The following is a 20,890-nucleotide window of genomic DNA, read 5'->3' on the forward strand; positions in this document are numbered from 1 at the left end:
CGCGCGTCGGTCGGACCGCTAGTGAGCCTCCGAGGTGGATCGGACGAGGAACCGGCCGAGCGAGGCGACAGCGGGTGATGCGGGCGTTTTCAGCGGATGTAAACTATCCTCGCTCTTTTTAGTGGGTGCGGTCTTGTGATCAGTTGGTCACGATGGGCGTCTTGGAACGGGCCAAACGCGCTTCAGGGTTGTCGCGTTCGGAGGCGCACCCGTACATCTGCGTCGACTGCGAGTCGCAGTTCGACGTGCAGTATCACACCTGTCCGGCCTGTGGGAAATACGACATCCGGCGGGCCAAGTGGATGGACACGGACGGATCGGACTGCTGACGACGGCCGTCCCCCGTGCCTCCCGACGACCCGGGCCTGCCCGAAGCCGAGCGCTCGGCCCGTCCCCATGTGACCGGGGCCACCCGGCCCGCGTTCACATTTATCGCCGAATCTACCCGACGAGACGGGGATCCGTAACGACCGCTCGGATAGCAGTCCCTAACTCGGATGAACAGTCCGTATCGTTGAAGGGGACTGATGATGATGAGAGGGTCGTGGTGGTATCGTTTGATCTGTTCGGCACGCTCGTCACCGTCGAGCGGCCCGACGACCCAGCGGAGGCGGTCGCTCACGAACTCCGTGAGCGCGGGGTCACGATCCCGGGCGACTGGGCGCGAGCCTACCGGGAACCCCAGGTCGCCGTCGACCCCGGCCAGGAGACGCCGCTGTCCGAGCACGTCTCCGCGGCGCTGGCGAGTCGGGACGTCGACGCCGACGACGCCACGGTCGAAGCCGCGGTCCTCGCCGCGTTCGACCGACCGGTGGCGACGCGCGAGGGTGCCGAGGCGGCCGTGGAAGCGGCCGCTCGATACGGAACGGTGGGTGTGCTATCGAACTGTAGTGTCACAGGGCTGGTCGAGCGGGTTCTCGACCAGTCGACGATCGACCCGGAGCGGCTCGACGCCGTCGTCGCCAGCGTGGATTCGGGCTGGCGCAAGCCGGACCCGCGGGCGTTCGAGGCGGTCGCCGAGGCGCTGGATACGCCGATCGAGCGACTCGTCCACGTCGGCGACGATCCCGCGACCGACGGCGCCGCGAACGAGGTCGGTGCGAGAGGGATCCTCCTCGCGGACGTCCCGCTCCGGAACCTCCCGGCCGAGCTGGAGGGGATACGATCCCGGTGACGGCGGCCGCCGTCGGCCTCGCCGCGGCGCTCGACGCCGCCGTCGGCGAACCGCCGACGCGGCTGCACCCGGTCGCCTGGTTCGGTCGCCTGGTCGCGCCGCTCGATCGCTCGTGGTCACGTCCGCGGCTGGTCGGCGCGCTTGCAGCCGCGGTGCTCCCCGTCGGAGCGTCGCTGGCCGTCGGCGGGCTCGTCGCCGTCGCGGGCCTCCAGCGACCGCTCGCGGGCGCCGTCGCCGGCGGCGTCGCGCTGTTCGTCACGACGAGCCTCCGGCGGCTGCTCGGTGCGGCCCGAGAGGTGACCGCCGCGAGCGAGGCGGACCTCGACGCCGCCCGGGAGCGACTGCGGGCGCTCGCGGGACGGGACGCGGCGTCGCTCTCGGCGGACCAGGTGCGCAGCGCCGCCGTCGAGAGCGTCGCCGAGAACCTCGCCGACGGGCTGGTCGCGCCGCTGGGGGCGTTCGCCGTCCTCGCCGCCATCGGTTCCCGGCTGGGGCCGACTGTCGTCCCGGCTATCGAGCCCGCGGTCGTGGGACTGGCCCTGGGCGCCACCGGCGCGGCGTGGGTAAAGGCGGTCAACACGATGGACTCGATGCTGGGCTACCGATCGAAGCCGGTCGGCTGGGCGCCGGCGCGGCTTGACGACGCGGTGATGTGGCTACCCGCGCGGGCGAGCGCCCTCCTGCTCGCCGCGGCCTTCCTCGCGCCGGGGTCGCTGGCGAGCGCGCGTCGGTGGCTCGACGCGGTCCCCTCCCCGAACTCGGGGTGGCCGATGGGGACGGTCGCCGCCGCGCTGGGCGTGCGCCTCGAAAAGCCGGGCGTCTACGAGCTCCCGGGCGGCCCTGCCCTACCGACGGTCGCCGACGCCGAGCGGGCGATCCGTCGAACGGGCGTCGCCGGCGCCCTGGCGTACCTCGCGGTGGGGGTGGTCGCGTGGGTCTGAAGGACGCGCCGACGGCGCTGCGCGGCGCGCTGGGCTTCCTCTCGCGGCTCCCGGTCGGCCGCGACGAGCGCGCGTGGGAAGCGTTCCGGACCGCGCCGTGGACGCTCCCGGTCGCCGGCTATCTCCTCGGTGCGCTGGTCGCCGTCCCAGTCGTCGTCGCGCTCGCGCTCCCGGCACCGGCGGTGACGGTCGCGCTGACGTACCTCCTCGCCGTCGTCACGCTGACGGGGATCAACCACTTCGACGGGGTCGCCGACCTCGGCGACGCGGCGGTCGTCCACGGCGACGCCGAGCGGCGGCGCGAGGTGATGGGCGACACGGTCCTCGGCGTCGGCGGGACGCTCGCGCTCGCCGTCGTCGTTGCGGGGCTGGCGCTGGCCGGCGCGGGACTGACAGCGCTCCCGCTGGCCGCGGCCGCGGGTCTCGTCGTCGCCGCGGAGGTCGCCGCGAAGCTCGCGATGGCGACGCTGGCCGCGCTCGGCTCGGCGGCCCACGACGGCTTCGGCGCGGCGGTCGCCGACGAGACGCCGCCGCGCGGCCTCGTCGTCCCACTCGCGCTCGCAGTTCCGGCCGCGGCCCTGACGCTCCCGTCGTTCGCGGCCACGGGCGCACTCGCGAGCGCGCTCGCGATGGCTCTCGGACTGCTGTGGTGGGCCGACCGGCGACTCGACGGGCTGACCGGCGACGTGATCGGCGCCGCGAACGAACTCGCACGCGTCGTCGCGCTCCACGCCGGACTCGTCGTCTGGCACGCGGGCGCGGAGGCGCCGGTCGGACTCGCGGAGGTGTTCCCGTGGACGCCCTGGTGATGTGCGGCGGGCGGGGCACGCGGCTCGACGCCGACCGCGAGAAGCCCCTGTTTCGGGTCGACGGCGAGCCGATGGTCGATCAGGTGATCGCGGCGCTCGACGAGAGCCGGGTCGACCGCGTCTACGCCGTCGTCTCCCCGCACGCGCCGGAGACGGCCGCCCACGTCGACTGTCCGACGATCGAGACGCCCGGCGAGGGGTACGTCGCGGACCTGCAGGCGGCGCTCGACGACAAGCGGGTCGACCGACCGGTGTTGACGGTCGCCGCGGACCTGCCGCTGCTGGAGGGCGCCGTCGTCGACGACGTCCTCGACGCCCACGAGGGCGGTTCGTTGACCGTCGCGGTGCCGACGTTCCTCAAGAGCGCGCTCGGCGTGAGCATCGATACGCGGTTCGGCCACGAGGGTGAGGAAGTCGCGCCAGCGGGGGTCAACGTCGTCGGCGAGGGTCCCGACGCGACGGTCGTCCGCGACGACGCTCGCCTCGCGGTCAACGTCAACCGCCGCGAGGACGCCGCGGTGGCCGAACGGCTCTCGCGGTGAGGCCGTCTGTGCTCGGGCGGGAAAACCCTCAATGCGCTCTCGGCCGAATGGTCGGGCATGGCACTCGACGCCGAGGTACCCGACCCGCCGACGCTCGACACGCCGGAGAACCCGGGCGACTACGACGCCGTCGACGAGCCCGTCGACAGAGGCGGCGAGGACGGCCGCCGGGAAGCGCTGGCCGAGTTCCTCGCCGAGGGCGCCTGGGAGGACGCCTTCGTCGAGTGGACCGACCACACCTACCTCTCGGAGGAGCAGTTCGAGGCGGCCCGCGAGCTGGGATTGATCGCCGATCTGGACTTCTACTGGAACGAGTCGGCGGGCGACGTCGGGTATCGAGCGCCGCCGGTCCCCGACGAGTTGCCGGACCCGTGGAACGACCGGCTCTCGGCGTCCGACGCCGAGGACATCGCCGAGGAACTGGACGAACTCGGTCGGACCACGAGCGAAGTACTGGAGAACCGCTACATCGACCGCGGGTCCGAGGCGTTCGGCTACACCTGGGAGTAGCGCGGCGAACCGGACGTTGATCGCGGATAGGCGCCGTCGGCGGCCCCGACGCGAGGCCCGGAGAGACAGATTCTTGCCGGCGCTGGCCGACCACGAGGCATGGACAGGGAGGCCGTCGCGCGGCTCGCCGGGAACGACGTGGTTCACGGGAGCAGCGACGACCCCGACGTGCTGGACTTCAGCGCGAACGTGAACCCGGAGGTTCCCGAAGGGACCGGCGAGGTCTACGCCGACGCGCTCGACGGCGCGCGGTCGTACCCGCCCGAGGACTACCCGGCGTTCCGCGCGGCGGCCGCCGAGTACGTGGGCTGTGGGACCAGCGATGTGGTCCCGACGCCCGGTGGTCTCGCCGCCATCCGGCTCGCCGTTGCTGTCACCGTCGACCCGGGCGATCGAGTGCTCGTCCCGGCGCCGAGCTTCGGCGAGTACGCCCGCGAGGTCGAACTCCAGGGCGGCGAACCCGTGGCTGTCGACCACGACGAGATTCTCGACCGCGACCCCGCGGAGTTCGCGCTCGCGATCGTCTGCAACCCGAACAACCCGACCGGCGACGCCTACGCGGAGGGGCCGCTCCGGGAGTACGCCGAGCGTTGCCGCGCTGCGGTGACGCCTCTGCTCGTCGACGAGGCGTTCCTCGGGTTCACCGACCGCGAGTCGCTGGCCGGGGAGCCGGGCGTCGTCGTCGCGCGCTCGCTGACCAAACTGTTCGGGTTGCCGGGGCTGCGCGCGGGCTTCGCCGTCGCGACGGGCGAGTTGCGCGACCGGATCGAGACGGCCGCGCTCACGTGGGGCCTCGGCTGGCCCGCCGCCGCGGTGGGGACTCACTGTCTCGCCCGCGACGAGTTCGTCGCGGCGACCCGCGAGCGGGTGGCGAGCGAGCGGGAGCGACTGCGGTCAGCCTTCGACGCGGACGACCGCTTCGCGGTGTATCGCCCGCACGCCCCGCTGGAGGAGTCGACCGCGCCCTTCGTTCTGCTCGACTGCGGGTCGCCGGAGCGCGTGGACGAGGTGCTGGCGACCGCGCGCGAGGAGGACATCGCGCTCCGAGACGCCCGCTCGTTCCGCGGGCTGGACTCGCACGTCCGCGTCGCGGTCAGGCTTCCCCGGGAACACGACCGGCTGCTGGAGGCGCTGGATGTTCGAGAGTGAGATTTCGACGGACGTGCTGCGCGTCCATCGACCGGGTACGCGCTGGCTCGCGACGGGGTTTTCGGGCGGGTACGAGACGGCCGACGCCGCCTACAACGTCACCGTCCCCGAGGGGTTCGACCGGACCGACCTAGCCGAATACGTCGCCGAGCGCTGCGAGCGTGCGGGCTTCGAGACGCCGGGACCGGCGATGCTGACCGGCGTCGAACAGCGACACGCTCGCCGCGCCCGCCTTGACGGCGTCGAGGCCGTCGCCACTGCGGGCGTCTCCAACCCCGCAGCGCTCCCGATGGACGACGACGATTCGGCGCCGCAGGCAGCGGTCGCCGACTCCGGCGACGGACCGCCGCGACCGGGGACGGTCAACGTCGTCGTCGGGACGACGCGGGCACTGGACGACGGCGCGCTCGCGATGCTGCTCGGGACGGCCGTCGAGGCGAAGACCGCGACCGTGCTAGCCGGGACGGGGTTCACCGGGACGACTTCGGACGCGGTGATCGTCGGGTGCGACCCCTCGGGCGACCCCGCGGCGTTCGTCGGCAGCGCGACGCCCGTGGGACGGGCCGCGCGGGTCTGCGTCCGCGACGCCGTCCGCGCGAGCCTCGCGGCGCGATACGAACACGCCGACACGGACGACGAGATCCCCGACTCCGTGTCGGCGGCCGACTACGGCGTCCTCACCGAGGGCGAGGCGACCATCTCGCGGATCGGCGAGTAGCAGGCAGTCGGCGAGTCCCCCGTCATCGAACGTCGGCGTGTCGAAGCGGCTACGGTCCCGGGGGCCGACACTCCGCGCATGACCGACGACGGCGACGACGCGACCCAGTCCGGCGACGACCCGCTCGAACCGCAGGCTATCGAACCGGCCGCTCCGGAGGAGTTCGGCCTCGTGCAGGTGTGGTGGGGCGACGGCAAGGGCAAGACGACCGCCGCGATGGGGATGGGCATGCGCGCCGCGGGCCACGGCTACCGCGTCCACATGCTCCAGTTCATGAAGGGCGGGACTGCCACCGTCGAAGACGTTCGCGGCGAGTACAACGCCATCCACGCCCTGCCGGGATTCTCCTACGAGAACAGCGGCCACTACGGCTGGCACCGCTTCCACGACGGCACCGACGACGACGAGCACGCCGCCCGAGCCAAGGGCGGCCTCGAACGCGCACGCGAGCTGGTCGACGCCGCGGGCGAGGCGGATCTGTCGACACCGTTCGACGCCGACGCGTCCGCCGACGAGGGCGTCCACATGCTGATCCTCGACGAGATCGGCTACGCCGGCAACCGCGGCCTCGTCGACCCCGACGAAGTGCGCGAACTCGTGGAATCGAAGCCAGACGACCTGGAACTCGTCCTGACCGGCGGCCACGAGCGACCGGAGTTCGTCACCGACCTCGCGGACCTGGTGACGGAAGTCGGCAAGGAGGCCCACCCCATCGAGACCGGCCACAGCGCCCGGAAGGGCACCGAATTCTGAGGCGGCGCTACTGGAACATACTCGGCTCGTCGTCCTCGGGCGGTGGCCGCTCGAACCCTTCTTGAGCGTCGATGCGCTGCATCTGCCGCGCCATCTCGTCCATCTCGGCGATGAGCGCGTCCTCTCTCGCTTCCAGCGCAGTGGTGTCGAACGCCGCGTCGACGACCGACTCGACCCCGTGCCGGAGGAGCGCGCTCGCTGCCGCGGGGTCGGGGCGGTACGGCTCGACGCGGACGACGAGCGCGACCGTCGGAATGCCTTCCCGAGCGCACGCGTTGACGATGGCACCCGTCGGCCCGCCGATAGCGCCGACGCCCGGTGCCGGTGGGACGTCCGCCTCGCGGAGCGTCCGGTCGAGCGAGTCGGTCGTGGTGACGGCGGTGACCCGACCGTGTTCGTCGACCCACTCCGCCGGCGCGCCGATGGGGACGACGACCTGCTCGCAGCCGTCGGTCAGGTGTTCGACGACGCCCTCGGCCAGCGCCCCGTGCGAGCGCGGCGGGAAAACCAGGTCCGCGAGCAGTGCGGTCACGTCCCCGTCGCCGTACACCCGGACGGACTCGCGGAGCCGTCCCTCGGCGTAGGTCGCGACGTGCGGGAACTCCTCGGAGGCGAGGTGGCCGCGGGACTCCAGCCCGAGTTCGTCGGTGACGTGTTCGACGGCGATGACGCCGGCCAGCCCGAGTCCGGGCAACCCGACCAGCACCGTCGTGCCCTCGGTGTCGAGGTCGTCGGGCCCCTCGAAGGTCGCGGCTTCGACTCTGTGTGCCATACGATCACAGACGAACTCCGGGGCCAAGATGGCTCCGCGCGCAACGGCCGGGTCGCCCCGGCGTCACGCGATGGTGTACTCGTCGAACGAGCGGACGGCGTAGCGGTACGACAGCGCGGGGAGGAGCACCAGCGCCACGAGCGCGACGGCGCTCGCGGTGTAAAGCGCACCGGGCGACACCGAGAGGCCGAACGGGGCCACGATCGAGAGCAACTGCGCGCCGACCTCGCGCGCGACTTCCAGCCCGACGAACAGGGCCGAGAGGGTCGTCGCGACGACGTGGACGCTGAAGAGGAGGAACGCCCACGGGCTCGGGACGACCGCTTCCATCGAGCGGGTGACGTTCGTGGCCTCGAAGCGGGGGAAGGCCACCCCGATGCCGACCGAGAGGGCCGCGGCGACGACCATCGACACCGGCGCGAGGGCGGCCAGTATCGCGGCCGATCGGAGTTCGAGCGGGCTCAGGACGGCCGTCGCCGCGACGAGGACGGTCCCCACCGGGACGACGACGAGCAGGCCGGCGAGGACGTGCGCGCCGACGAAGCGCTGGCCGGTCACCTCGCTCAACAGCGTCGTCGCGAGCACCGACCCCTGGTCGCCGAGCGGATTGAGCGTGAAGACGACACCGCCGGCCCACGCGACGAACACGAGCAGCCCGTACGGGAGATAGACCGGGATCTGTCCGGTCTGGAAGATCTCGACGAACGCGGCGGTCCCGAAGAACAGCGGGTAGGCGGCGTACATGAGCTTCAGCGGGGCGCGGGCGGCCCGGCGCCACGCGAGCGTGATCAGCGCCGCGGTCGGTCGGTCGACGACGGCTTCGAGCCAGCGGGCGAGCCTGTCGTCGGCGGCCACCGCCGCGCCGGTCCCCGTGCTGGCGTTCGCCCCAGTTGCGGCCCCCGTCGGCGCGGATTCGTCGTCCGCTTCGCCGGCGAGGGCGGGGTCGGCGAACCAGTGGCGATTCGCCACCCACGTCCCGGCGGCGACGGCCGCCCCCGCGAAGACGACGGAGCCGGCGACGACGACGAGCGCGTTGGTCGACTCGAAGGCGACGCCGGGGAGCCCGTACAGCGCGAGGTCGGCGTACCAGCCGACGGGGGAGGCGGCCATCGGCTCGAACAGCGCGCCGACGATCTGGTTGAACGAGCCCGAGACGACGGCGGCCATGTAGACGACGAAGACGAGCGCGATCAGGCCGGTCTTGTGCCGGGCGACGAAGGGGAAGCGCGTGACGACGTGACGGACGCCCAGTCCGACCGCGAAGGCGGTCGTGACCGCGGTGACGCCGGCGAGCGCGACCGCGAGCGGGACGCCGACCACGGGCCAGACGACGCCCGAACCGATCGCCAGTCCGGCGCCGGTGCCGACCGCGGGCAGCAGCGTCCACAGCAGCAGGTAGACGACCTCGCTGGTGACGAGTCCGAGGTACGCCTCGTCGGTGGGGACGGTCGTCAAGATCCCCTCGGCGTTGGTGAGGGTGCCGCGCTGGCCGACCGCGCGGACGGCGAACACGACGGCGAGGATGACCCAGACGACGCCGACGAAGCCCCGCACCGCGACGGCGGTCGCCGACGGGAGGAACTCGATCGACCCCGTAACGAGCGCCCGACCGACGGTGCGCCCGCCCCAGACGCCACCGGCGGTCAGCGCCAGCGTCAGCAGCGCGTACAGTCCGACCGAGACGATCGAGGACAGCCGGTTGTCGGGGTCGGTGCGCTTGCGGACCATCCGCCGGACGTCGATCCGGGTGAGCCGGAGGCTGTGCGCCAGATTCATCGCTGGGAGTCAGCCCCGGTGGGGTCGGTTCCAGCGGCGCCGTCCTCGCCCGGCGTCGCGCTCGCGGCCGTCGCGCTCCCGGCGTCCTCGGCCGCGTGGTCGGTCGTCACTTCGAGGAAGACGTCCTCCAGCGAGCCCGCCTCGCCGCGCTCGGCGCGCTGTTTGAGGCGGTCGGGCGCCCCCTCGGCGACGAGGTCGCCGCGGTGGAGCACGCCGACGGTGTCGGCGAGTTCGTCGACGACCGGGAGGATGTGCGTCGAGAGGAAGACGGTCGTCTCGCCGCCCGACAGCTCGGCGATAAGGTCCTTGACGGTGCGGGCCGCTCGCGGGTCGAGCCCGCTCGTCGGTTCGTCGAGGAAGAGCACGGGCGGGTCGTGGAGCACGGTCGCGATCAGGCCCACCTTCTTGCGCATCCCGGTCGAGAAGCCTTCGAGCCGGCGGTCGGCTTCGTTCGCGAGCGAGAAGCGTTCGAGGTAGCGCTCGATGCGCTCGTTGCTCCGCTCGCGCGGCAGGTCGTGAAGCGCGGCGACGTGGCGCAACTGCTCGCGGGCGGTCAGCTCGTCGAACAGCGGCGGCTCCTCGGGGAGATAGCCCACCACGGAGATGAGTTCGCGCCGGTCGGTCACGTCGACTCCCATCACCCGCGCGGCGCCGCTCGTCGGCCGGGTCAGCGTCGTCAGCATCCGCATCGTCGTCGTCTTCCCGGAGCCGTTCGGGCCGAGGAAGCCGTAGACCTCGCCCTGTGCGATCGACAGGTCGAGACCGTCGACGGCGAGCACGTCGCCGAAGCGCTTCGTCAGGTCGGTCGTCTCGATGGCCGGCCCGTCGAGACGGTCGTCGGGAACCATATTGACAGTTCACGCGACTAACGCTTAGTTGATCGGGAAGTGGACCGTCATGGGCTGTCGACCAGATCCGCACGCAGACAGAGCGACCGCGGCGGCCGCCGTGCGAGCGGCGAGTCCGCGTCGATCAGATCGTCGTCCAGCCGGTCGGTGAGCGACGGCTCCCGCAGGCCCCGGAGCGCGAAGTCCGCGTCGAACAGCGGATCGGTCAGCGCGTCGAGCGGCCGCCGGTAGAAGGTCGCCGGGTCTCCGGCGTCGTCCTCGCCTTCAGGAACGGCCCCGCTCCAGTAGAGTTCGTAGCGTTCGGTCTCGTCGTAGGTCGGCGGTTGCGACCCGGCGCGGACGGCCGGGCGGGCGTCGAGGTCGTCGATGGTCCGCGTGTCGGGGTACTCCTCGTCGCGGACGACGAGGTACTCGTGGAAGGGATGGTGCGTCGAGCAGACGAGCGAGCCGCCCGGTCGGAGGACGCGGGCGAACGCGGCCGCCGCAGCATCGAGGTCGGGGACGTGCGAGAGGACGTGCTGGCAGACCACGAGGTCGACGCTGTCGTCGGCGACGGAGTCGAGTCCGTCGGTGAGGTCGCCGTGGCGGAACGCCGCACAGTCGCCGTGTCGCTCTCGCGCCGTCTCGACCATCGCCTCGCTCGCGTCGACGCCGAGGACGTCCGCGCCGCGGTCGGCCAGTCGCGCGGCGTAGTGGCCGTCGCCGCAGCCCGCGTCGAGGACGCGAACGCCGTCGAGGGCGGGCAGCAGCGATTCGAGCACGGGCCAGAGCACCTGTTCACGCCAGGGGACCTGCGCGTACTCGCTCCAGTCGTCGGCCAGGGAGTCGTAGTAGTCCTCCGACATTCTCGTCGGATACCTCACCCACTCTCTTCAGTGAATCGACCGTTTACCGGGATCGCAAGTCGATCGAACGTCGAAATTCGCGCCCTCGCGAACGAAAAAGCCGCCGACGTGACCGGATCAGTCGGTGAGCGAGACGTTCTGTCGGAGGTCGGTCTCGATGGCTTCGAGGGTCCGGCCCTTCGTCTCGGGGACGAAGCGGTGGACGAACACCAGCCCGACGAGGCTGCAGAGTCCGAACAGCCAGAACGTCGTCGGCGTCCCGATGTTGTCGGTCAGCACGGGGAACAGCAGCGACACGAGGAGGTTCGCGAGCCAGTTGGCGACCGTGACGACGCCCATCGCGGACCCGCGGACCGACAGCGGGTAGATCTCCGAGATGAGCAGCCAGAAGACGGGGCCGAGCCCGATGGCGAAGAAGGAGACGAACAGCATCAGGCTGATCGTCGCGACGATCCCGAGCGCGCCCCCGAACCCGGGAAGGTAGAACACCGTCCCCAGCACCGCGAGCGTGGCGACCATCCCGCCGACGCCGACGAGCAGGAGCTTCCGGCGCCCGACGCGGTCGACGAGGGCGATGGCGACGACGGTCATCACGACGTTGATCGTCCCGATGCCGACGGTGGCGAGGATCGACGTGACGCCGCCGAAGCCGGTCGATTCGAGGATCGTCGGCGCGTAGTAGATGACCGCGTTGATACCGGTGATCTGCTGGAAGACGGCCAGTCCCAGCCCGACGACCAGCGCCGGGCGGAGCCACGGCGCGAGCAGGTCGCGAAGTCCGGTGTCGGACTGCTTCTCGACCGTCTCCTCGATGGCCGCGACTTCCTCGTCCACGTCGTTCGATCGGGTCCGCCGGAGGACGGCCCGCGCCTCGTCGGTTCGGCCGCGTTCGAGGAGCCAGCGCGGGCTCTCGGGCATCTTCAGGATGCCGACGGCGAGCACGACGGCCGGCACCATCCCGGCGCCGAGCATCCAGCGCCACGCGCCCGCGTCGGCGAACGCGAAGTTGACGAAGTACGAGAGCAGGATGCCGGTGGTCACCATCAGCTGGTTGAGCGACGTGAGCGCGCCGCGGATCCGCGGCGGCGCGATCTCGGAGATGTACAGCGGGCCGACGATCGAGGCGAAGCCGATCGCGACGCCGTCGATCAGCCGCCCCGCCACGAGCACGGGAACGGTCGGCGCGACCGCCATCGTGAACGACCCGAGGAAGAACACGGCGGCGGCGATGAGGATCAGGCGCCGTCGGCCGAGTCGGTCGGCGAGCTGGCCGCCGACGGCCGCGCCGGCCGCCGCGCCGGCCATCGCGCCGCTCACGATGACCCCCTCGATGAACGGCGACATGGTGAACGAGTCCTGAATGAACAGGAACGCGCCCGAGATGATCCCGGTGTCGAAGCCGAACAGGAGCCCGTTCAGCGCGGCCATCGCCGAGACGACGTAGATGAATCGATCACCGTCACCGCCGAGTACGTCCCGAAGTGTTGCTGTGGACATCTATTGGAGGAGACTCAGAGCCGTTGGTTCGCGCGACCGGCTGTCGCGGCGCTTCGACGCCGTGTTTCGGCGGACCGACCGCCGCCCGGTGGCGGGTGCGACGGCGGTCATTCTTCACCCCGGTCGCGGACGAACGTGACCGGACACGGCGCGTTCAACATTACTTCCTGTGCCGTGCTGCCGAAGATGGCCTTCCCGGCCGGGGAGCGATCGCGGCCGCCGATGACCACGCGGTCGGCGCCGACGTCTTCCGCGATCGAGACGATCCCGTCGCCGCGTGTCCCGGTCGTGGCCCGCGGTACACAGTCGATCGATTCGGCTTCGAGCCGGTCGACGACCTCCTCGGTGACCTCCATCCGCGCCGCGAGTTCGTCGGGTTCGATGTCCTCGGTCGGCGCGTCGAGTATCCGCTCGACGGCTTCCCGGTACGAGTCGGCGTCGAAGACGTGGGCGATCACCACCGTCGACGCCCCGGGCGTCGCGACCTGTGCGACGGTCCGGACGAGCGCGTCCACCCGAGCGTCGTCCCGGTTGCCGACCGCGAGCACGACGGTCTCAAGGATCGGTGCTTCGTTCGCTGTCTGTTCGGTACTCATCCCAGATCGAATATCTCGGCTACCCCGGCAAAAATCTGGCTAAGTTTTTACTCTTATCGTAGTTGTATTTTTGGGTAATCGCCACTAACCGATCTGTACGCCGCTCGCCTGTGGACTTCCGAGCGAGGTGGTCAGGAGTCGGGTACCAGCGACCGCAGGAACCGTTGTGCGTCGAAATCCCTCGGCACGCTCGCTAGGAGTACTTGGAACCGCCACTGCAGAGTACACTGAGAATTGAAAGCCCTCGGCGGGCTCGCGGTCGCTGAGCGACATACCCTCGTTACACTCGGGTAGGGGTCGCTCAGGCGACTGAAGTGGACGCGAGCCCGCCTCGCCCTTTCAGTCCGCCAGGGACGGCGACCGCACAGCAGACAGCCACACGCCTCCCCAGCCGATTCACTCCCTACGGTCGCTCATCCCTCGCACGGCTACGTCGCGCGACGAGACGCGCGACAGCGCGCGCCACTGCAGTTATTCTCTTGCGGTAAGCATCCGGCGCCGCAGGCGCCGGTTCACCGCTCGCGCGAAGCGCGAGCGGCCTTTTTCACCCATGTTTTTGCCGCCCGGGTTCCCCGCAGCGAGCCTTCGGCTCGCGAGGAAACCCGGGCGGGAAAAAGATGGAAAGGACTGAACGGGTGGGCCGCCGAAGTACGGGCAGTCGATGGCGCAGACGATACTCGTCGCGGGCACGGCCAGCCACGTCGGCAAGAGTACTGTCGCCGCCGGGCTCTGTCGCCTGCTGGCGGATCGAGGTGTCGACGTGGCGCCGTTCAAGGGCCAGAACATGAGCAACAACGCCCGCGCGGTGCCGAAGGCCGCGGCCGTGAGCGACGAGGTGGGGGACGCGGCGTTCGGCGAGATCGGGGTGTCGCAGTACGTCCAGGCGCGAGCGGCGCGCGTGGCGCCGACGACCGACCACAATCCGGTCCTGCTCAAGCCCCGCGGCGACGCCGAGTCCCAGCTGGTTCTCGACGGGGAGGCGGTCGCCCACTACAGCGCCGGCGAGTACTACGACGAGCACTGGGAGCGCGCCCGCGAGACGGCCCGGCGGGCTCACGAGCGACTCGCCGCGGACCACGACGTGATCGTCGCGGAAGGGGCGGGCTCGATCGCCGAGCCGAACCTGCGGGAGCGCGACCTCGCGAACGTCGAGACCGCCCGCTTCGCCGACGCCGACGTCCTGCTCGTGGTCGACATCGAGCGCGGGGGCGCGTTCGCCAGCCTCGTCGGAACGATCGAACTCTTGCCCGACGACGTGCGCGAGCGGGTCGCGGGCGCGCTCGTTACGAAGTTCCGTGGCGACGAGTCGCTGCTCGACCCGGCCATCGAGGAGGTCGAGGAGCGCACCGGCGTACCGATTCTCGGCGTCGTCCCGTACGACGACCCGGGACTCCCGGCCGAGGACAGCGTCGCCCTCCCCGCGGAGGACGAGCGCGCGGTCCGCGGCGCCGACGACGGCGTCCCCTCTGAGCGAGCGGTGACAGTCGCCGTCCCGCGGCTGCCGCGCATCTCCAACTTCACCGACCTCGAACCGCTGGCGCGCGAACCGGGCGTCCGGGTGGTCTATCTCCCGCTCGACGCAGACCTCGAAGATCCGGACGCGGTGGGAACGGACACCGGCCGCGGCGCGGATGCCGTCGTCCTCCCGGGAACGAAAAACACGGTGGACGACCTGCGAGCGCTCCGCGAAGCGGGGTTCGGCGAACGGCTGCGGGCGTTCGACGGCCCGGTCGTCGGCCTCTGCGGCGGCTACCAGCTACTCGGCCAGCGGATCACCAACGCCGGCGTCGAGAGTACCGACGATATCGATACCCTCGAAGGTATCGGGCTGTTGCCGGTCGAGACGCGCTTCTCCCCGGACAAGCGAGTCGAGCGAGTGACCCGGCGGCTGGAGGGCTCCGGGCCACTCGCTGGCGCCGAGGGGGACGCTTCGGGCTACGAGATCCACATGGGCGAGACGTCCGTCGTCAGGGGGCCCGACGGCGATTCGGACGACTCGACCGAGGTCACACCACCGTTCCCTGACGCCGACGCGGGCGCGGCGACCGATCGGGTGCTGGGGACGTACCTGCACGGGCTGTTCGAGAACGAAGTCGCACGGGAGGCCTTCGTCGCGGCGACGTTCGCGAGCGCTGGAGTCGAAAGACCGGAGACTGACGACTCGAACGGGTCTCCCTGCGACCGAGCGGCTGACCTCGTCGCGGGCGTCTGCGACGACGAGTTCGCGGCGGCGCTGGGGATTGATTCCTTCGTAGGCACGGAAACTGATGGCTGATATCGAAGCGCCAGTTCGGAGCCTTGCGGACGGTGGATCGCTTCTTCAGGCGCCCAAGCGCTGTAGCAGGCGGTCGGCCGCCAGGACGCCAGCGCCGATGACCAGCCAGAGCGCGGGGACGGCGGCGAGCAGTACTACCCAGTGTGGAATCGGGATCGATGGCGCCCCGGCGTGGAGCGGTCCGACGACTGAAAGCGGAAGCAGCGACGGAGACGCGTTCCGGCGGCAGAGATGCATGGCGTCGAGACTGAGAGGGATCACGGGTTATCGTGTGCGGCGTTCCGATTCGGCGCGCGCCGGCGACGAGGCGTAGACGTAGTACCCCGCGGCGACGAACAGGAGGCTGACAGCGATCCAGTGGAGGTTGTACGGCCCGCCGAGCGAGAGCGGTTCGCCGCCCTGTCCTACCGGCTGATGGAGTCCGAGGAGCGCGTGGTCCACGACCGCGTCGAAGACGTCGAACGCGCCGAGGCCGACGAGCGCGGCGCCGGCCAGCGGCCGGACGGCGAGCGGTCGAGGCGTTCGCCGCTCGGACTGCCAGAGGAGGCCGGCGCCGACGCCCGCCACGATCACCATCGCGATCGAGAACACGCCGTCCGCGAAGACGTTGGTGCGCAGGCCCGCCACCGTGTCCATCGGGTACACTCCCGACAGGAGGTGATGCAACTGGAGGACGTGGTGGAGGACGAGGACGTCGATCAGCCCGCTGAATCCGAACCCGAACACGCCCGCCGCGAGGAGCGCGCGGCGGGGCAGGACGGAGCGCGGACGGTCGTCCTCGCTGACCGATGGATCGTTCATCTCACTGAGCGTTCGGCCGCGGCACGGAAACGTCCGCGGCCGGAAAATTCGCCGGTCCGTTTCGCCCCGTCGAGGCAGATGCGGAGCGGGCCGCCGTTCGGTCTCAGGAGGTCGTCTCGCCGCTGAGTGTCCAGAGCGTACTCTGGAGCGATTTGCCGACGAAGAATCCGACGAGCAGCCAGATCACGGCGCCTTCCGGGCCTTGCAGGCCGAGTCCGACCGCGCCACAGATCACCCCGAACACGATGCCTGGACGGGTCGCGAGGGTCCGGAGCGTTCGCATGGTCGCACTGCCGGTCCCGTTCGCAATGGGGGTTCGGCCGAACCGATTCGCCTCGGTGGCAGGAACTGACTCGAGACCCACTGTGGCCGAGGGGCTAAACGTCTCCGTCCCCTAGCGATCCCGTTCCGAGGGCCGTCGATTCCGGCCGCCGGATCGACCGGTGAGCGCTCGCCCGAGGCCGGACGCGGGTTCCGGCGGAGTTCCAGATCCACGATGCAGGACCCACAGTATCAACCGCTGAGCGAGTACGGCGTCGTCGGCAACATGGAGACGTGCGCGCTCGTCGACCGGTCGGGATCGATCGACTGGTGTTGCGTTCCCCACATGGAGTCGCCGAGCGTCTTCGCCGCGATGCTCGACCACGAGCGCGGCGGTCACTTCTCCGTGAGTCCGACCGACTCCTCCCAGGCCGCACAGACCTACGTCGACGGGACGAACGTCCTGCGGACCGTCTTCCACACCGCGACCGGCGACGCGCAACTGGTCGATTTCATGCCCTATCTCGGCCCGGGCCACGAGGGGTCGATGCCCGACGTCATCTACCGGAAGGCGACGTGTACCGACGGGTCGATCCGGCTGTCCGTCGGGTTCGAACCGCGTTTCGACTACGCCCGCGAGGTCCCTGAGTTCGCCCAGACCGGCCACGGCGTCGTCGCCCGCGGCGCGACGGACGAACTGTTCCTCTCCGGGCCGACGGAGTTCGCCGTCGAGAGCGGGCGCGCGACGGCGACCGTCACACTCACCGCGGGCGAGACGGCGTGGTTCGCGCTTCGGTACGGGCGCGACGGGCCGCACGAGCGACCGCGCTTCGAGCGCCACCTCGACCGGACGGTGGATGCGTGGCGCCGGTGGCTCCGCGAGGGAGGCGAGCAGGCGGCGGTGATCGACGACGGCCGCTGGCAGGCGCTGGTCGACCGCTCGGCGCTCGCGCTCAAGCTGTTGATCCACCGGCCGACCGACGCCATCGCCGCGGCGCCGACCACCTCGCTCCCGGAGTCGATCGGCGGGACGCGCAACTGGGACTACCGCTACAGCTGGATCCGCGACGCGGCGTTCACCGTCCAGGCGCTGTACAAGCTCGGCCACGTCCGCGAGGCGAAGGCCTACTTCTCGTGGCTGCTCTCGAAAGTGTACGACGACCCCGAGTCGATCCGCCCGCTGTACGGGCTCCACGGCGGCGTCGACGCCGACGAGCGGACCCTCTCGCATCTCGAAGGCTACCGCGGCTCGGCGCCGGTCCGCGTCGGCAACGCCGCCGGCGCCCAGCGCCAGCTCGACGTCTACGGCGAACTCGTCCTCGCGCTCTACGAGACCGCCCGCTTCGGCGCGACCATCACCGAGTCGAACTGGGCGGCCCTGCGGGAGATCATCGAGCACGTCGCCGCCGTCTGGGACCAGCCCGATTCGGGCATCTGGGAGGTCCGGACCGAGCCCCGCCACTTCGTCCACTCGAAGGTGATGTGCTGGGCGGCGCTCGACCGCGGCGTGAAGATCATCGAGCGCACGGGATTCGACGGTCCGCTCGACCGGTGGCGCCGGACGCGCGAGGACGTCCGCGCTGCCATCCTCGACCGCGGGTACAGCGCGGCAACCGGGACCTTCGTCCAGACGTTCGAGACCGACGAGGCCCTCGACGCGACGGGGCTGCTCCTCCCCGTCGTCGGCTTCCTCCCGGCCGAGGACCCGCGCGTCCAGCGGACTATCGACGCCATCAGGGACCAACTGACGACTGACCAGGGGCTGGTCTATCGCTACCACAGCGACGACGGCCTGCCGGGCGGTGAGGGGACGTTCGTCCTCTGCTCGTTCTGGCTGGTCGACGCGCTCGCCCTCTCCGGCCGGATCGCCGAAGCGGAGGCGCTGTTCGACAGCGTGCTCGGACACGTCAGCCCGCTGGGGCTGCTCGCCGAGGAGATCGCCGCGGAGACGGGCGCCCTGCTGGGGAACTTCCCGCAGGCGTTCAGCCACATCGGCCTCATCAACAGCGCCATCTACCTCGACCGCGCCAAGCGCGACCGACAGATCGGCCCGGAGCCGCTCGGCGCCGAGAACGCCGCCGATGGACCCGTTCCGCGGACTCAGTGACCGTCGGACGCCGCAGCCCGTCCGCGGGCCCTCTGGACGCGCTCTGTGGCCACCACGAAGCGGGTGACCTGTCCCGTGCGGGGAGCGAGTATTAAATAATCGCCCTATTGGTTCTAAATCTGATCGGGTGTAGCGATAATTCACTACCAGTAGCGAATATTGCGAACGTGATCGGAACAAAGTTTACGCGACTTCGATATTCGGGCGACATGGACGAAAGTCGGATACGCGGCAGTCCACGCCGCGGGCTGGCGTCGGCGACGCTGGGATTTTTCGTCGGCTTCGCCGGCGTCGTGCTGTACGGACCGGTCGCCACGGAGTTCGAGTCGGCGATGGGGCTGTCCGGGCTGGCGCTCGGGCTGCTCGTCGGCGCGCCGCAATTGACCGGGTCGCTCCTCCGGATCCCCTTCGGCGCGTGGGTCGACGACGTGGGCGCGAAGAAACCGTTCCTGGTGCTGCTCGGGCTGTCCATCCTCGGGATGGCCGGCCTGTCGGCGCTGCTGGTGACCGCCTATCCGGACGGGCTGACGATGGAACTCTACCCGCTGATATTCCTGTGCGGGGCGCTGAGCGGCTGCGGCATCGCCGTCTTCTCCGTCGGGACGACCCAGACTTCCTACTGGTACCCGACGGACAGACAGGGGACGGTGCTGGCGGTGTACGCCGGACTGGGCAACAGCTCGCCGGGGCTGTTCACGCTCGTGCTCCCGATGGCGCTGGCGGCGCTCGGACTCACGACCGCCTACCTCGCGTGGTTCGCCTTCCTCGTCGTCGGGACGGTCGCCTACGCGCTACTGGCCGTCGATCCGCCGTCGTTCCAGTTGCGCGAGCGCGGACTGGACGCCGAGACCGCTCGTGAGCGGGCGGCCGACCACGGGCAGGAACTGTTCCCGGGCGGGGACGCCGTCGAGTCGATCCGCGACGCGGCGGCCATCCCGCGGACGTGGGCGCTGGTGGCGCTGTTTTTCACCTCGTTCGGAGGGTTCCTCGCGCTGACGGTGTGGCTGCCCTCCTACTGGACCGCGGTCCACGACGTGGGGGTGCAGTCGGCCGGCGCGCTGACGGCCGTCGCGTTCACGCTCCCCGCGGCGCTGATCCGGGTGCCCGGTGGCTACCTGAGCGACCGGATCGGCGGCGAGGTCACGGCGGTCGCGAGCTTCGTCGCCGTCGGTGCCGCCTCGATCGGGCTCGTCGGAACGCGCACCTACGGCGTCGCGGTCGGGGCGACGCTCCTGCTCGCGGTCGGCGTGGGCGTCGCCAACGCCGCGGTGTTCCAGCTGGTCCCCGCCTACGTTCCGGAGGCCGTCGGCGGCGCCTCCGGACTCGTCGGCGGCCTCGGCGCGTTCGGCGGGTTCGTCGTCCCGCCGGTGCTCGGCGTCTTCGTCGACGTCTACGGCCCGTCGGGGTACGCGACCGGCTTCGTCGTCTTCGTCGCACTCGCGCTCGGGTCCGTCGCGCTCGCCGAACGGCTCTACCGGCTCCGTCCCTCGGTCGCGCCCGACGCGACGCCGGCGGGCGACTGAGCGGTCTCTCCTCGTGCGGCAACCGTCTCGAAAAAATGAACGCGAGCGAACCGAGTGCGCGACCGCGCGAGCGGCGGTCAGTTAGTTAGCGGACTCGTCGCTGTCGTCTTCAGCGGCTTCTTCGACGGTGACCTCGACCTCGTGGGTGGTCGAGTGGTCGGTGTTGTCGGTCGCGGTGAGCGCGACGGTGTAGGTGCCGGTCGAGCCGTAGCTGTGGGAGGCCCACCAGCCCTCTGCGGTCTCGCCGTCGCCGAAGTCCCATTCGAGACCCGTGATCCAGCGGTCCTCGCCGGTGTAGTCGCGGGCTTCGAACTGGACGGACTCGTCGACGGCCGGCTCGTCCGTGCCGGGGTCGGCCTTCGCGATCTTGTCCGTCACTTCGTTGACGGTGATCACGACGGCGTGCGTCGTCGTCTCGCCCTCGTTGTCGGTCGCGGTGAGCGAGACGTCGTACTGGCCGGGCTCGTCGAACGTGTGCGAGACCCACCAGCCCTCCGCGGTCGTGCCGTCGTCGAAGTCCCACTTCAGCCCCGTGACCCAGCCGTCGTCGCCGGACGTGTCGTGGCCCTCGAATTGGACGGTGTCGCCCTCCGTGGCGACGGTCTTGCTCGGCTTCTGGCGAGCGATCGTGCTGTCGGATGTCTCGGCGAGCCACTGGCGGATGTAGTCGCCCTCCTCCTCGGCGCCGGCGCGGAGCGACCAGTCGTCGCCCGTTCCCTGACCGGGCGAGTCGAAGAACGTCGGCGCCCAGGTGTCGTCGAAACACCACGCCGACCAGCTGACGTTCTCGTAGGACTCCACCCAGTCGCGGAACGGCTCGCCCCAGTCGGTGGTCGTCCCTTCGTCCTCGGAGTCGCTGTAGGGGTCCCAGCCGAACTCGGTGACGAAGACGGGGACGTCCTCGGCGGGCGCGCCGTAGGTGTCGTCGAACTCCTCGGGCGTGCCGTTGTCCGGGTAGATGTGCGCCGCGTAGACCAGGTTCTCGCCCTCGAA

At 70.8% G+C, this 20,890-nt stretch carries 20 protein-coding genes; 11 read left to right on the forward strand and 9 right to left on the reverse strand.

Features of this window, described 5'->3' with window-relative positions; genetic code table 11:
- The first annotated feature begins 544 nt into the window (after positions 1–544).
- The 8 genes from AB2U09_RS05615 (at position 545) to AB2U09_RS05650 (ending at position 6,596) form a co-directional block, all read left to right on the forward strand.
- Positions 545–1,174, forward strand: coding sequence for an HAD family hydrolase (locus tag AB2U09_RS05615; protein WP_459191712.1), 630 nt, complete (start codon positions 545–547; stop codon positions 1,172–1,174).
- Positions 1,171–2,115 (forward strand): adenosylcobinamide-phosphate synthase CbiB, encoded by a 945-nt coding sequence (cbiB, locus tag AB2U09_RS05620; protein ID WP_459191713.1) that lies wholly within the window; start codon positions 1,171–1,173, stop codon positions 2,113–2,115. The genes AB2U09_RS05615 and cbiB overlap by 4 nt, the downstream gene beginning before the upstream one ends.
- Positions 2,106–2,924 carry an adenosylcobinamide-GDP ribazoletransferase gene (gene cobS / locus AB2U09_RS05625; RefSeq protein ID WP_459191714.1) on the forward strand — a complete coding sequence of 273 codons (819 nt, stop codon included), beginning with the start codon at positions 2,106–2,108 and terminating at the stop codon, positions 2,922–2,924. Before cbiB ends, cobS begins: the two co-directional genes overlap by 10 nt.
- Positions 2,924–3,466: an NTP transferase domain-containing protein gene (locus tag AB2U09_RS05630; RefSeq protein ID WP_459191734.1), complete on the forward strand. Its 543-nt coding sequence runs from the start codon at positions 2,924–2,926 to the stop codon at positions 3,464–3,466. Before cobS ends, AB2U09_RS05630 begins: the two co-directional genes overlap by 1 nt.
- A 57-nt stretch (positions 3,467–3,523) precedes the next feature.
- Entirely contained in the window at positions 3,524–3,976 is a 453-nt protein-coding gene (locus tag AB2U09_RS05635; RefSeq protein ID WP_459191715.1) for a DUF7992 family protein, read from the forward strand.
- A gap of 99 nt (positions 3,977–4,075) precedes the next feature.
- Positions 4,076–5,125, forward strand: a complete 1,050-nt coding sequence (locus tag AB2U09_RS05640) for a threonine-phosphate decarboxylase (RefSeq protein WP_459191716.1) — start codon at positions 4,076–4,078, stop codon at positions 5,123–5,125.
- Positions 5,112–5,843 (forward strand): adenosylcobinamide amidohydrolase, encoded by a 732-nt coding sequence (locus tag AB2U09_RS05645; RefSeq protein WP_459191717.1) that lies wholly within the window; start codon positions 5,112–5,114, stop codon positions 5,841–5,843. The genes AB2U09_RS05640 and AB2U09_RS05645 overlap by 14 nt, the downstream gene beginning before the upstream one ends.
- Positions 5,844–5,921: 78 nt before the next feature.
- Positions 5,922–6,596: a cob(I)yrinic acid a,c-diamide adenosyltransferase gene (locus AB2U09_RS05650; RefSeq protein ID WP_459191718.1), complete on the forward strand. Its 675-nt coding sequence runs from the start codon at positions 5,922–5,924 to the stop codon at positions 6,594–6,596.
- A gap of 7 nt (positions 6,597–6,603) precedes the next feature.
- On the opposite strand, the gene AB2U09_RS05655 is transcribed toward AB2U09_RS05650, so the two are convergent.
- From AB2U09_RS05655 to AB2U09_RS05680, 6 genes are all read right to left on the reverse strand, one after another.
- Positions 6,604–7,368 carry a proteasome assembly chaperone family protein gene (locus AB2U09_RS05655; RefSeq protein ID WP_459191719.1) on the reverse strand — a complete coding sequence of 255 codons (765 nt, stop codon included), beginning with the start codon at positions 7,366–7,368 and terminating at the stop codon, positions 6,604–6,606.
- Positions 7,369–7,431: 63 nt separating this feature from the next.
- Positions 7,432–9,144, reverse strand: coding sequence for a hypothetical protein (locus tag AB2U09_RS05660; RefSeq protein WP_459191720.1), 1,713 nt, complete (start codon positions 9,142–9,144; stop codon positions 7,432–7,434).
- On the reverse strand, positions 9,141–9,992 hold the full coding sequence (locus AB2U09_RS05665) for an ABC transporter ATP-binding protein (RefSeq protein WP_459191721.1): 852 nt from the start codon (positions 9,990–9,992) through the stop codon (positions 9,141–9,143). Before AB2U09_RS05665 ends, AB2U09_RS05660 begins: the two co-directional genes overlap by 4 nt.
- 47 nt (positions 9,993–10,039) lie before the next feature.
- Positions 10,040–10,837, reverse strand: coding sequence for a class I SAM-dependent methyltransferase (locus AB2U09_RS05670; RefSeq protein WP_459191722.1), 798 nt, complete (start codon positions 10,835–10,837; stop codon positions 10,040–10,042).
- A 117-nt stretch (positions 10,838–10,954) separates the two neighbouring features.
- Positions 10,955–12,334 carry a sugar porter family MFS transporter gene (locus AB2U09_RS05675; RefSeq protein WP_459191723.1) on the reverse strand — a complete coding sequence of 460 codons (1,380 nt, stop codon included), beginning with the start codon at positions 12,332–12,334 and terminating at the stop codon, positions 10,955–10,957.
- A 107-nt stretch (positions 12,335–12,441) separates the two neighbouring features.
- On the reverse strand, positions 12,442–12,930 hold the full coding sequence (locus AB2U09_RS05680; protein ID WP_459191724.1) for a universal stress protein: 489 nt from the start codon (positions 12,928–12,930) through the stop codon (positions 12,442–12,444).
- Between the two features lie 661 nt (positions 12,931–13,591).
- Here AB2U09_RS05680 and AB2U09_RS05685 point away from each other — a divergent pair.
- Positions 13,592–15,205, forward strand: coding sequence for a cobyric acid synthase (locus tag AB2U09_RS05685; protein WP_459191725.1), 1,614 nt, complete (start codon positions 13,592–13,594; stop codon positions 15,203–15,205).
- 264 nt (positions 15,206–15,469) lie between these two features.
- Here AB2U09_RS05685 and AB2U09_RS05690 read toward each other — a convergent pair whose 3' ends face one another.
- Together AB2U09_RS05690 and AB2U09_RS05695 are read right to left on the reverse strand one after the other, a co-directional pair.
- Positions 15,470–16,006, reverse strand: coding sequence for a DUF2243 domain-containing protein (locus AB2U09_RS05690; RefSeq protein WP_459191726.1), 537 nt, complete (start codon positions 16,004–16,006; stop codon positions 15,470–15,472).
- A gap of 103 nt (positions 16,007–16,109) precedes the next feature.
- Entirely contained in the window at positions 16,110–16,289 is a 180-nt protein-coding gene (locus AB2U09_RS05695) for a hypothetical protein (RefSeq protein WP_459191727.1), read from the reverse strand.
- Between the two features lie 213 nt (positions 16,290–16,502).
- On the opposite strand from AB2U09_RS05695, the gene AB2U09_RS05700 reads away from it, so the two are divergent.
- Both AB2U09_RS05700 and AB2U09_RS05705 read left to right on the forward strand, forming a co-directional pair.
- Positions 16,503–18,374 carry a glycoside hydrolase family 15 protein gene (locus tag AB2U09_RS05700; protein WP_459191728.1) on the forward strand — a complete coding sequence of 624 codons (1,872 nt, stop codon included), beginning with the start codon at positions 16,503–16,505 and terminating at the stop codon, positions 18,372–18,374.
- 209 nt (positions 18,375–18,583) lie between these two features.
- Positions 18,584–19,897, forward strand: coding sequence for an MFS transporter (locus AB2U09_RS05705; RefSeq protein ID WP_459191729.1), 1,314 nt, complete (start codon positions 18,584–18,586; stop codon positions 19,895–19,897).
- A gap of 81 nt (positions 19,898–19,978) precedes the next feature.
- Here the strand turns inward: AB2U09_RS05705 and AB2U09_RS05710 are convergent.
- Positions 19,979–20,890, reverse strand: a 912-nt coding sequence (locus tag AB2U09_RS05710; RefSeq protein WP_459191730.1) for a PKD domain-containing protein, incomplete at its 5' end; no start/stop codon positions are given.

It is taken from the genome of Halosimplex yunnanense (genome assembly GCF_054504345.1).